Genomic DNA, 12471 nt, shown 5'->3' with positions numbered 1-12471 from the left:
TGAGGAACAGCTTTCGCGTTCGAGTTGACGGTCGGACAATGTAATTCGCTTGCGCAAATCATACGGAAGCGCCTCTTCTAAAAAACGCCGTCCGAATGAAGTGAGCATAATTTTATGCGAGACCAGACAAATACGCTTAGGTCAACGACCATTTGGCTAGGGTTTATTGCCATGTGCGTCGGCATGTTCATGGCGATCCTCGACGTGCAGGTGGTCGCGACTTCGATCACCGCCATACAAAGCTCCGTCGGCATAGAGCCCGATCGACTGAGCTGGCTGCAGACAGCCTATTTAATAGCGGAAGTCATCGCCATTCCGCTAACTGGCTATCTCACCCGGCTGCTCACAGGACGCTGGTTATTCGTAATTGCTGTCACCTTGTTTTGTGTTGCCTCAATCGGGTGTGCTGCCAGCAGCAATTTTGAGTCTTTGGTTATTTGGCGGGTACTACAGGGCTTTGCGGGCGGGACGCTGATTCCGTCCGTATTCTCGGCTGTATTTGTCTTGTTTCCGGCTCGCAGCCAAGGTCGTGCCACGACACTGGCCGGCTTGCTGGCCGTCTTAGCGCCAACTGTTGGACCGATTGTAGGTGGATGGATTACGGAAACCTACTCTTGGCATTGGCTGTTCCTGATCAATGTTGCTCCAGGCATTGTCGCAGGGTTTGTCGCTGCGCTGTTTCTTCCGAAAGACGAACCTAACCCGGCGGTTCTTGGCACGCTCGACTGGCTGTCACTGGTCATGCTCGCCATTGCACTAGCAAGCCTGCAGCTTGGCCTCAAGCAGGCACCCGATGAAGGTTGGGCCTCACCGTTGGTACTTGTGTTGCTGGCTGTCACAATTATATGCGCATACGGCTTTGCCCTTCGCAGTCTGGCAGCGGATAGGCCCATAGTGGACCTCAGCACCCTTGGCGATAGGCCGTTCCTTGTTGGCTGTATTTTGAGCTTTGTGCTCGGAATCGGGCTGTTCGGGTCTGTCTATCTGATGCCGGTTTTCCTCGGTTTCGTTCGTGGTCACAACGCGCTTGAAATCGGCTCGATCATGCTTGTGACAGGCTTGGCTCAGTTAGCCACCGCACCGTTAGCGGTGTATTTGGAGCAGCGTTTCGACCCGAGAATATTGATTGGCGCCGGCTTTGCGTTGTTCGCCTTGGGGATGAGCGCGAGCGCTTTCCAGACCGTGTCGACCGATGCCGCTCAGATGGTGGTTCCGCAAATCCTACGTGGCGTAGCCATAATGTTCTGTTTGCTTCCGCCGACGCGACTGGCGCTTGGTAGTCTGCCACGCGAAAAAGTGCCTGACGCGAGCGGCTTGTTCAATCTCATGCGAAATCTCGGCGGCGCCATCGGGCTCGCAATCATAGACTCAATCATCTACGGCCGGTCCGACGTCCACAGCCAGTATATCATTGGGAAACTGATGGAAGGCGATGCAATCACCGCAACATCGATCGGCATTCCGGCTGGGCTTTTTACGGCAGCACAATCAGGTTCATTCGATCAGGCAAATCAAGCTCTGGTCGCCCCATTTGTGCAGAAGGCGGCAATCACGATGTCAATAAATGAGGCGTGGGCGTTCGTGGCGGTTCTTACGGTGCTGGCGTTGGCGCTGTTGCCTCTTGCTCAGCGTGAAAAGACTAGTGTTGATGGATGACGTGGGTCGCTGAGGCCCTTGTCACAAACTTTGAAATACCTGCGGACGTTGCTGATAACCTGATGCTAACACCCTGTCCGGCCTTAAGAACGGTGCTGTGTGACGTTGCCCCCTGCGCCTAATCCAGTTTGAAGTAGGCTCTGGCCCCATCAGAAGGACCAGAGATGAAGCGAACCAGGTTCACCGAAGAGCAGATCATTGCGATCTTGAAGGAGCAGGAGGCCGGCGTTCCAGTTGCCGACCTGTGCCGCAAGCATGGCGTCAGCAATGCCAGCATCTACAAATGGAAGGCCAAGTATGGCGGCATGGACGTCAGCGAGGCCCGACGACTGAAGGCGCTTGAGGACGAGAACGCCCGGCTCAAGAAGCTGCTGGCCGACAGCATGCTCGATAATGCCGCGCTGAAAGATCTTCTTGGAAAAAAATGGTAGCGCCCGCCGCCGAGCGGGATGCTGTCGCCCATCTCCAGACTGCCTATGGGATGAGCGAGCGGCGGGCGTGCCGAGTATTGGGATGTTGCCGGATGACGATGCGCTACCAGGCGCTGCGAACCGATGACATCGTGCTGCGCGACCGGATGAAGGCCATTGCCCATGAGCGGCGACGGTTTGGCTATCGGCGGCTGCACGTCCTGCTGCGGCGGGAAGGGTATCAGGTCAATCACAAGCGCCTGTTCCGGATCTATCGCGAGGAGAAGCTGATGGTGCGCCGTCGAGGCGGCCGCAAGCGTGCCATGGGCACCAGGGCGCCGATGCTGATCCCAATGGCGCCCAACGAACGCTGGTCCCTGGACTTCGTCTCCGACCAGATGACCGACGGTCGGCGCTTCCGGGTGCTGACAGTGGTCGATGACTGCACACGCGAATGCCTGACCTTGGTTGCCGACACCTCGCTGTCTGGTCTGCGCGTTGCCAGAGAGCTGGAGACGCTGATGGCTACTCGAGGACGCCCCAAGATGATCGTCAGCGACAATGGGACTGAGTTCACGTCCAATGCCATCCTGGGCTTCGCTGACCGGATGGGGATCGACTGGCACTACATTGCCCCTGGCAAGCCGATCCAGAATGCCTTCATCGAGAGCTTTAACGGCCGGCTGCGGGACGAACTGCTCAACGAGACCCTGTTCCCATCGCTTGCTCACGTCCGGGCCACCGTGGCGTCTTGGCGCGCCGATTACAATCTGCACCGGCCGCACTCGCGGCTGGGTTGGATGACGCCTGCCGAATACGCCGACACCTTCAACCCGCGACGGGATCTGCCGCTCCGCTCAATGACCAGCTCCGCGCCAGCCCCCGTCGCTCACCCCGGCCAGATCGACCAAACTAACCGCCCGAGTCTACTTCACGCTGGATAGAAGTTGGGGGCAACGTCACTGTGAAAGGACTCCTGGAACGGAGAGCGTCATGAGCTCTCAACCCGTTGATGCAACCTTCGCCCCGATGGTTTGCTTAACGGTGGTGCGACGGTAGCGGCCTTCGTCGAAGAAAACTCCCGCGAGATGCGCTTAGACCGTACGACTGGACAATATCATATGCCGACTCAAGCCTACCTCAACAGCGTAGCCACGGCTGTTCCCGCCAACGACGTGCATCGGTTCTTCATTGATTTTGCCGGCACCTTGCTTGCTGATGAACCGAGACGCCGGGCTGTGTTTAACCGTATGGCAGACAAGGGTGGCATTGAGCATCGCTATGCTTGCTTTGCACCAGCCTCAGATGCCACTGCGGCGAGTGCAGATGCTGATGGCGTGTTTGCCCGAGGCGCGTTCCCAGGAACGGCCAAGCGCATGGACATCTATGCCCGCTTGGCGCCGATACTCGCAGAGCAAGCAGTCAACAAGGTATTGGTAGGGCAGGACAGGGCTGCTATCAGCCATATTATCGTGACCACCTGCACCGGCTTTTCTGCCCCCGGTATGGATCTAGAAATCGTGGCGAGATGCGGACTTTCTACCAGCGTCGAACGCACGATCATTGGCTTCATGGGATGCTACGCAGCGATCAATGCGCTCAAGCAAGCGCGGCATATCGTACGCTCTGAGCCAAACGCGCGCGTGCTGGTGGTCAATATCGAGTTGTGTACCATACATCTCAAGGAAACCACTGATCTGGAAAAGCTACTGTCTTTCTGTCTTTGGGGGGACGGCTGCGCTGCCTCCATCATCAGCGCAGAAGCAACCGGCATGGCGCTCGATAGCTTCCACGCCGTGGTGGCGCCCGACAGTCGCGAACTGATGACCTGGAGCGTTCGTGATGACGGGTTTGACATGGTCCTGTCAGGTCAAGTACCCGCAGCCATTCACGAAATCCTCGGCGCAAAGGCTGCCGAAATTCTGGACGGAGCACCGATAGCGGCAATCGACCTGTGGGCGGTGCATCCAGGTGGCAAATCGGTACTCGATGCGGTCGAACGCGCTCTTAGCCTTCCCTTCAACGCCTTGGCGGCCTCGCGGGAAGTGCTTCGCGCCAAAGGCAATATGAGCTCGGCTACGGTGATGTTTGTCCTCGAAGCTATGATGGCCGTGCGCAAGGCCGACCATCGGGGCTGCGCTATGGCGTTTGGCCCGGGACTTACCGCCGAGACAATGTTGTTTCACACCATGGACGCGGCTCACTGATGCTGCGGGGTACAATGGCGCGGCAGCTCATGCCCGAATTGCTTGATAGCCTGCCAGCAGATGATCCCGACGCGATCGGCTCGCGGCGCGATTTGGTGGTGATCAATGCCCTGATGTTTCAGACGAGGATTATGGCAGGGCTCATGCGTAGCCATATCAGACCAGGTAATCTTCGCCTGCTTGAGATTGGTTCAGGCGACGGCGCTTTTATGCTTGCCGTCGCGCGTAAGCTCGGACGACGCTACGGCGCCGTCGAATTGTTGATGCTCGATCAGATCAATCTGATTACTCCACTACGCATCAAGCAATTCGCGGCATTGGGATGGCAGGTAAAGACCGTCACGGCGGACGTATTTGAGTGGATCGCGCGTGAAGAAGCCGGTCAGTTCGATGCCGTTTTTGCCAATCTGTTTTTGCATCACTTTGACGGCGGCGCATTGAGCAAGCTGCTGGCAGCGATGCCAACACTTGCGCCCGTGTTTCTAGCCACGGAGCCCCGTCGGAGTCGCATTGCTCTGTGGAGCACTTGGTTTCTAAGGTTTGTTGGGGCCAATGCGGTAACGCTGCATGATGCCGCTGTCAGTGTGCGGGCGGGATTTGTCGGCGACGAATTATCTCGAGTCTGGCCAGACGGTGCGGGTCAGGTTTTGACCGAGCGGCGAGTGGGGCCCTTTACCCACGTTTTCGCCGCTGTAACTTCAGGAGCAGACCGGTGAAATTCGACGCCATTGTAATTGGTGCGGGCCCAGGCGGCGCTTCCACGGCTCTATCTTTGGCGCGACAGGGGCGATCGGTAGCCATCATCGAGCGTTCAGAGTTTCCGCGTCGCAAAGTTTGTGGCGAGTTCATCTCGGCGGTCAATTTGGCATTGCTTGACAGACTGGGCGTTGGCGAGGCCTTCAGGAACCTGGCCGGACCAGAAGTCGCGCGACTGGCGCTCTTCGCCTCAGGGGCGGCATTGGAGGCGCCCATGCCGAAAGCCGATAGCGATGCTTTCGGACGGGCCCTTGGCCGCGATGTGCTGGACAATCTGTTGCTTGATGCTGCACGCCACGCTGGCATTACCGTCTTGCAGCCCTGGCGAGCGGTAGAGATCACCCGTAATGGCGACCTCGCCACTGTTCGCATTGAAGAACGTGGCCAGGCCATGGACCTCGCCGCGCCGGTAGTTGTCGCGGCACATGGGTCGTGGGAACCTGGAAAGCTCACCAGCAATCTGGAAAAGCGCAACCGTCCCCACGATTTCTTGGGCTTTAAAGCCCATTTAACGCAGGCAAAACTGGCGAGCAATCTGATGCCGCTACTTTTGTTCCCCGGGGGCTATGGGGGCATGGTGTGGGCAGATAAGGGGCGGCTATCAATTTCATGCTGTATTCGGCGTGACGTGCTCACACAACTGCGATCGAACCAGCCCGGGTTGTCGGCAGCACAGGTGGTGCATCGCCATATTCTGGCCTCTTGCCCTTCAGCACAAACAGCTCTCGCTGACGCGCGTTTGCATGAAGAATGGCTGGCTGCCGGACCGATCCGGCCAGGCATTCGACAGCAATATCAGGACGACATTTTCCGGGTTGGAAACATTGCAGGCGAGTCTCACCCAATCATCGCAGAAGGCATTTCAATGGCATTGCAATCGGGTTGGTTATTAGCCGAACAGCTGCGGCAGGTTCAAATATGGGACAAGGCCGGTAGGGCTGTCGCAGGCGCAGCCTACGCCAAAGCATGGAGGCGGCAGTTCGCTATACGCATCCATGCTGCGGCTTTTCTGGCAAAGCTCGCAATCTTTCCACAAAGTGCCTCGCTGGTACGCACTGTAGTTAAAGTGTTGCCTGCCGCACTTTCGGTAGGCGCGCGCGTGAGTGGCAAGACCAAAACGCTTCCCGGGTTTTGATTGGTATATCGCAGTACAGATTCTACGGTTTCTGATCCGCTCAACAATGACCTGCGTTCAGGCATATGCGTTGCGGCAGCGATGTTCACGAATGTCGCGTTCCAGGTGCGGGTCCTAGGGTGACTAGGCGAGCAGTCACAACAATGCCGAGCACAATGTCGCCGGATTCGCTGCGATGTCGATCGAAGCGCCGTTCCGGTCATGACGGTTGCAGTCCGACCATTTCCATTTTTCAGATAGCTTGGCCACTTCTTAGACGTCCGCTTTTTGAACAGTTAGGCCAAAAGCTGCCAGACCGATTTCCTGAAGAGTTTCGGCTGCCGATAGGCGCCCGAAAGTCTGGGATGACCGAACCCGCGATCCGCAGGCTCAGCGCTATGGGTAATTCTGGATTTGGCCGGCTTGGGAACGGCCCTGAGCGCGTGCGGGAGGCGATACGGCCGGGGCGAACGGGTCGATGAAGAGGCTGATGCAGGGGCGCTTGCGGCGGCAGATGTGGTCCATAGCGGGTGCCATGATGGCCCGGCCATTGAGCGGGGCAAGATCTCCAGCAGGCCGCGACGGTGGCATCGCAGTCTGGGCCGATATTGGATCATGCCGGGTCATGGGCGTTCTCCCGGTTTGGCTGTCGCTGCAGGCGGCGCGCGGGGCCTGCAGCCTCGGGCGAAGGTCTCGATGATGACCATAGTGCCGCCACAGCACGGGCATGGTGGCCGCGGATCGGCAGTCTCCTGAGTTACCGCGGCGTCCTCCGGCGCCGGTGCGACCTCGAGCAGACTGCGGGCCTGGGCAAGGCAGTCCTTACGGGCGGAGCTGGCGAGCAGACCGTAGTGCCGGATGCGGTGGAAGCCGCGTGGCAGGACGTGGACCAGGAAGCGGCGGATGAACTCGTCGACGGCCAGGGTCATGACCTGCTGCCGGTCGGCGCCGGTGCGGCGATAGTCCTTGTAGCGGAAGGTCACCGCAGTCCCATCGAAGGCGATGAGGCGGTTGTTGGAGATCGCCACCCGGTGGGTGTAGCGGGAGAGATAGGCGAGCACCGCCTCTGGCCCGGCAAAGGGCGGCTTGGCGTAAACCACCCAGCGCTTCTTGCGGGCCGGCGCGAGGTGACGCTGGAAGGCACGGCGATCGCTGAGCTCTGCCATCTTGCCGTAGAAGGTGAGCCGGCCAGCATCGTGCAGTTCGAGCAGCCGGGTCAGGAACAGGCGGCGGAACAATGCGCCGAGCACCCTCACCGGCAGCAGGAAGGCCGGCCGCGATGATATCCAACCTCCATCCGGCGTGATGCCGCCACCGGGCACGATCATGTGGATGTGCGGATGGTGGGTCATTGCCGAGCCCCAGCTGTGCAGTACAGCGGTGATGCCGATGCGGGCGCCAAGGTGTTTTGGGTCGGCGGCGATCGTCAGCATGGTCTCGGACGCCGCCTTGAACAGCCGGTCATAGACCTGCGCCTTGTTGTGGAAGGCGATATCGGCGATCTCGGCGGGCAGCGTGAACACGACGTGGAAATAGCCGACCGGCAGCAGGTCAGCCTCGCGCTGCTCCAGCCAGGTGCGTGCGGCAGCGCCCTGGCACCGGGGACAGTGCCGGTTGCGGCAAGAGTTATAGGCGATGCGCTGATGCCCGCAGTCAGTGCAGGCCTCAACGTGACCGCCCAGGGCAGCGGTGCGACAGGTCTCGATCGCCGACATGACCTTGAGTTGGTCCAGGCTCAGATGCCCGGCATGGGCGAGCCGGTAGGCTGGACCGGCCGAACGGAAGACATCGGCGACCTCGATGATGGCGCGCACCGCTCAGGCGTCGGGCGGCGCCTCAGTTGGAACGAAGATGCCCAGACGGTCGAGCGGACTGGTGACGGACCGCACCGTGCGGGTTGCCACCTTGGTATAGAGTGCTGTCGTCTCGAGCTTGCTGTGCCCGAGCAGCACCTGGATCACGCGGATATCGACGCCGTCCTCCAGCAGATGGGTAGCAAAGCTGTGCCGCAGGGTATGCGGCCCGACGCGCCTCGTGATCTCGGCCGCCTGGGCCGCTTCGACCACGACACGATAGAGCTGCCTGGTACTGATCGGCTTGAGGGCATGCTGGCCGGGAAACAGCCAGCCGTCGCGATGCAGCACACCCTGGCGATGGCCATCCTGCCACCACTGGCGCAACAGGGTGAGCAGGTCGGGCGAGAGCATGGCATTGCGGTATCGCCCGCCCTTGCCGCGCTCGACGCGGATCAGCATGCGCGCGCTGTCGATATCGCGCACCTTGAGCATGGCGACTTCGCCGACGCGCAATCCTGCGCCATAGGCAACCGACAGCGCCGCCTGGTGCTTGAGGCTGGTGGTCGCGTTGAGCAGACGCGCGACCTCGTCGCGGCTCAACACCACCGGCAGGTTGCGGGGGTGTCTTGCCCGCACCAGCTTGCGCGCCAGATCGGGTCGGTCGAGGGTATTGGCGAAGAAAAACCGCAGCGCCGAGACCACGCTGTTCATGGTGGGCACCGGAACGCCGGCCTCGCTCTGGGCCAGCTGGAACTGGCGCACATCCTCGGTGGTCGCGGTATCCGGCGGCCGCCGCAGGAAACTGGCGAAGCCCCCCACATCGCGGATGTAGTTGCGCTGGGTCGCCACCGAGAAATGCCGCATGGTCATATCGTCGATCAGCTTCTGGCGCAGTGGACTGACAGAGGTGTTGGGAAGGATCGTGGACATCGTTGGGCTCCTGGAAATGAAGGAGCCGAATGGAACGCCTGAATGCGGGGATGCTCAATCAGGCGAGGACTTCAGGGCCCGCCACCATCCCACAGCGGCCACCCTCCCGCGCCAGCGGGTTCGTTCTTCCACCCCATTTCAGACAGGCACCTGCGGTCAGCTCGTGCGTCTAAGATGCTTCTGGCGCTGCGCTCACGACCTCCCGCAGTCGACGTTCGAGGACTCGGTGATAACGTCTGAGTCTTACGCCCTGATCGGCTGCGCGTTCGTGGTCCCGCAATGGGCATATTTCCAATCGCCATGAGCAGAGACGGCCGCGAGTTCGGCTTTCGTGAATGATCTGCATGCCAATAGCGATTGCAGCTGCCAAGTGCACACAAAGGTGCACACGCCTCACAAATGGGGCAAACAAAACGTTGTTTATCAATAAGTTATAGTCGATCGATGGCGGAGAGAGAGGGATCTGAACCGACTAGAGTGGGAAGGCCAGCCCATTTCAACGCCTTAATGCGATTCGATTCGAACCGCATGCTACCTATTTGCTACCTGCCCCTCAAACGCGGAACAGTCTTGTTCCTTCGGGCAACAAAAAACCCCCGGTTTCCCGGGGGTTTGAATGGTAGCGAAGCCCAGATTTGAACTGGGGACACACGGATTATGATTCCGCTGCTCTAACCAACTGAGCTACTCCGCCATAAGGCATGCACGGGTTGCCCCGTCCACGCGCCCTAACTAAGTTTACCACGCCACCCTGTCAAGACGCTACTCTGACAAGTTTTATCCCCGCATCGACAAGGCGTCCAGCGCCTGGCGCACCAGCATCAGGTCGGCCTCGAATTTGGCACTCTCCCGCGCCCTGCCCTCGGCATCGGGGATACGCAGCAGGTAGGAGGGATGATTGGTGACAAACAGGATCGTGCCATCCGCCATGCTGACTGGCGCCCCGCGCAAGGCGCTGATCTTGATGGCTTTTCCGAGCAGGCTCTGCGCCGCCGTGGCGCCCAGAGCCACGATGATCCTGGGCCTCACCAGCCCGATCTCGAGATTGAGCCAGAACTTGCAGGCCTGCACTTCGCCGCCATCGGGTCGCTGGTGGATGCGCCGCTTGCCGCGGGGCACAAATTTGAAGTGCTTGACCGCATTGGTGACATAGACGCTCGACCGATCAATGCCGACCTTTGCCACCGCCGCATCGAACACCTGGCCGGCCGGCCCAACAAAAGGTTTCCCTTTCAGATCCTCCTGGTCACCCGGCTGCTCGCCGACAAACATCACGGCGGCCTGTTCAGGTCCCTCGCCAAATACGGCCTGCGTTGCCTGCTCATAGAGCGGGCAGCGCTGGCAGCCCTGTATGGCGGCACGGGCATCGGCGAGCGTCGCGATATCCCCAAGGCTATCCTGGGTCTCTGGCTCGCGTGCCTGCTGTCGCAGGTGCCGGGATGGCGGTTGGCTGGCGGCCCGCTCGATCATGTCATCCGCCATCTGTCGCGCGCCACGGATCAGCGGCGCAATCAGCTCGGCCTCGGGCAGATTGCGCCAGTATTTCATCGGCATTTCCGATTTCATCATGCTGACCTTGAGCCGCGCCGGATTGAAGATGGAGGAGAAATACGTTTTCCAGTCGTCCTCCACCGCATCGTCCTGCGGCACGTCGGCACGCTGCCCGCCCGGCCCGAAGGCCAGGCTGTCCCCGTCCCAATAGACGCTGCGATAGGGTGTCACGATGGCCCAGACCATGCCGTCGAAGCGCCGGGCAAAGAACGGCGCCGTCATTTCGAGCGTATAATGCTCGGGCTCGAACCAGGCCGCATAGCGCTCCAGCCCGCTGTCATCGCCAATGGCTTTGAAGCGCACAAAGGCCTTCATCTTGTGGCTGTCTCGCCGTACCGCAGAGGCCCATTTCGTTAACAGACTGTTAGCACTGAGTATCGCGTCTTCAAGCAATCGGTTATTGCTTTGCAGCGCCCAGAGCAGGTCATAGAGCACGGCAAAGCGCGCCGGATCGGCATGGCAGATGGCCTGTTGCGCAAGATCGAGGAATTGCCGCGGCACCGAGCCGATCGGACGATCGGCCTGGGGCAGAGCCATGGCGTCGACGTCGTCGAGCAAACCACCGGCATCGCCCAGCATACGCCACTCCACTTGCCCGGGGGATAAACCCGCCGCCAGCAATTGCCGCGCCTTGCCGCGCCATTCGGCAAAGTCATTAGGGGCCAGCAGGCGGACGACATGCATCAGAACAGGCTCAACTGTTCCGGCGGTGGCACGAGGCGGGCGCGCAGGCGCGCATCATCGGTCAATCCACCCGGCGTCCAGTCCACCGCCTCGATGAAAGGGCGTATCTTGTCGATTGTGCCGGCAATGCGCGCCACATCATCGAGCCGCAGGCTGTGATGCCGGCGGGTGGCGATGATCCGCTCGACGCTGCGCGTGCCAAGGCCCGGCACCCGCAGCAGCATTTCCCGGTCGGCACGGTTGACGTTGACCGGAAAGCGCGCCCGGCTCTTGAGCGCCCAGGCGAGCTTGGGATCGATGACGAGGTCGAGTAGCCCGTCTTCGCCGCCCGAAACGATCTCGGGGACGTCAAAGCCATAAAACCGGATCAGCCAGTCGGCCTGGTAGAGCCGGTGCTCGCGCATCAGCGGCGGCGCCTTGAGCGGCAGGCGCGCGCTGGCATCGGGTATCGGTGAAAAGGCTGAGTAATAGACCCGCCGCAGCTTGTAGCCCGAATAGAGCCCTGCCGCCCGGTTAAGAATGGCCCCATCATCGGCCGCATCGGCACCGACGATCATCTGCGTCGATTGCCCGGCGGGAGCAAATTTCGGCTTTTTGGCCCGCGCCTTTTTGTCCGGCCCCGCTTCGTCGAGCTTGCCACGCACATTGGCCATGGCGGTGCGGATTTCGCTCGGCTTTTTCTCCGGCGCCAGCGCCTCGAGCCCGATATCGGTCGGCATCTCGATATTGGTCGAGAGCCGATCGGCCCAGCGCCCCGCCTCGACCAGCAGTTCAGGCGCCGCATTGGGTATCACCTTGAGGTGGATATAGCCGGCAAACTGGTGCTCCTCGCGCAGGCTTCGAGCCACCCGCACCAGCTCTTCCATCGTATAGTCCGGCGAGCGGATCACGCCCGAGGAGAGGAACAGGCCCTCGATATAATTGCGCTTGTAGAAATCGAGCGTCAGCTTGACCACTTCCTCGACGCTGAACCGCGCCCGCGCCACATTGGACGACGAGCGGTTGACGCAGTAGACGCAGTCATAAACGCAGAAATTGGTGAGCAGGATCTTGAGCAGCGAGATGCAGCGGCCGTCTGGCGCATAGGAGTGGCAGATGCCGCTGCCTTCGGTCGAACCGATGCCGCCGGTCCCCGCGCTGCTGCGCTTTTCGGTACCGGATGATGCGCAGGACGCATCGTATTTTGCGGCATCGACGAGGATTGCCAGCTTCCGGCGCAGTGTCAGCGTGGCCATGATTGTTCCCTTTATGTTCCTGCAAGGGATAACGCATCGGGCTGGCGAGGGACATGTCAAAAAGACAGGTCTCGGGCAATCGTGATCGCTGACCCAAGACACGCCGACCGCTAACGACGCTTGCCGCGCCCA

9 protein-coding genes and 1 tRNA gene are annotated in these 12471 nt (G+C 60.4%); 5 read left to right on the top strand and 5 right to left on the bottom strand.

All coding sequences use genetic code 11. From position 1 onward, the window contains the following. Positions 1-183: 183 nt before the first annotated feature. The 5 genes from GDR53_RS12180 (at position 184) to GDR53_RS12160 (ending at position 6164) form a co-directional block, all read left to right on the top strand. Positions 184-1656, top strand: a complete 1473-nt coding sequence (locus GDR53_RS12180; protein ID WP_332872322.1) for a DHA2 family efflux MFS transporter permease subunit — start codon at positions 184-186, stop codon at positions 1654-1656. 164 nt (positions 1657-1820) lie between these two features. Next, positions 1821-3010 (top strand): IS3 family transposase gene (locus GDR53_RS12175; RefSeq protein ID WP_193334513.1). Its coding sequence is split into 2 segments (ribosomal slippage): positions 1821-2079 and positions 2079-3010, totalling 1191 coding nucleotides; the frame shifts between segments, so codons are not numbered across the junction. Positions 3011-3187: 177 nt separating this feature from the next. Next, complete coding sequence (locus GDR53_RS12170; protein ID WP_193334756.1) at positions 3188-4273, top strand: type III polyketide synthase; 1086 nt, start codon at positions 3188-3190, stop codon at positions 4271-4273. A 29-nt stretch (positions 4274-4302) separates the two neighbouring features. Next, complete coding sequence (locus GDR53_RS12165; RefSeq protein WP_232846614.1) at positions 4303-4989, top strand: methyltransferase domain-containing protein; 687 nt, start codon at positions 4303-4305, stop codon at positions 4987-4989. Next, complete coding sequence (locus GDR53_RS12160; RefSeq protein WP_193334754.1) at positions 4986-6164, top strand: NAD(P)/FAD-dependent oxidoreductase; 1179 nt, start codon at positions 4986-4988, stop codon at positions 6162-6164. Before GDR53_RS12165 ends, GDR53_RS12160 begins: the two co-directional genes overlap by 4 nt. A gap of 602 nt (positions 6165-6766) precedes the next feature. On the opposite strand, the gene GDR53_RS12155 is transcribed toward GDR53_RS12160, so the two are convergent. The 5 genes from GDR53_RS12155 to GDR53_RS12135 form a co-directional block, all read right to left on the bottom strand. Continuing rightward, positions 6767-7957, bottom strand: coding sequence for an IS91 family transposase (locus GDR53_RS12155; RefSeq protein WP_193334753.1), 1191 nt, complete (start codon positions 7955-7957; stop codon positions 6767-6769). Between the two features lie 3 nt (positions 7958-7960). Beyond that, positions 7961-8869 carry a tyrosine-type recombinase/integrase gene (locus tag GDR53_RS12150; RefSeq protein ID WP_193334752.1) on the bottom strand — a complete coding sequence of 303 codons (909 nt, stop codon included), beginning with the start codon at positions 8867-8869 and terminating at the stop codon, positions 7961-7963. Positions 8870-9486: 617 nt separating this feature from the next. Beyond that, a tRNA-Met gene (locus GDR53_RS12145) sits at positions 9487-9563 on the bottom strand. An 83-nt stretch (positions 9564-9646) separates the two neighbouring features. After that, a complete protein-coding gene (locus GDR53_RS12140; RefSeq protein ID WP_193334751.1) occupies positions 9647-11104 on the bottom strand; it encodes a UdgX family uracil-DNA binding protein in 1458 nt (485 codons plus the stop codon). After that, positions 11104-12339 (bottom strand): putative DNA modification/repair radical SAM protein, encoded by a 1236-nt coding sequence (locus tag GDR53_RS12135; RefSeq protein WP_193334750.1) that lies wholly within the window; start codon positions 12337-12339, stop codon positions 11104-11106. The genes GDR53_RS12140 and GDR53_RS12135 overlap by 1 nt, the downstream gene beginning before the upstream one ends. Positions 12340-12471: the final 132 nt, after the last annotated feature.

Source organism: Devosia beringensis (assembly GCF_014926585.1).
In the GTDB taxonomy this organism is placed as follows: Bacteria; Pseudomonadota; Alphaproteobacteria; order Rhizobiales; family Devosiaceae; genus Devosia; species Devosia beringensis.
Note: the sequence above shows the minus strand (reverse complement) of the source record. Positions and strands in the feature narration are given on the sequence as shown.

Excerpts from the sequence above, each read along its gene's own strand:
- GDR53_RS12180 (WP_332872322.1), top strand. The coding sequence starts at position 184 with ATGTTCATGGCGATCCTCGACGTGCAGGTGGTCGCGACTTCGATCACC.
- GDR53_RS12135 (WP_193334750.1), bottom strand. The coding sequence starts at position 12,339 with ATGGCCACGCTGACACTGCGCCGGAAGCTGGCAATCCTCGTCGATGCC.
- GDR53_RS12165 (WP_232846614.1), top strand. The coding sequence starts at position 4,303 with ATGCCCGAATTGCTTGATAGCCTGCCAGCAGATGATCCCGACGCGATC.
- GDR53_RS12150 (WP_193334752.1), bottom strand. The coding sequence starts at position 8,869 with ATGTCCACGATCCTTCCCAACACCTCTGTCAGTCCACTGCGCCAGAAG.
- GDR53_RS12140 (WP_193334751.1), bottom strand. The coding sequence starts at position 11,104 with ATGCATGTCGTCCGCCTGCTGGCCCCTAATGACTTTGCCGAATGGCGC.
- GDR53_RS12170 (WP_193334756.1), top strand. The coding sequence starts at position 3,188 with ATGCCGACTCAAGCCTACCTCAACAGCGTAGCCACGGCTGTTCCCGCC.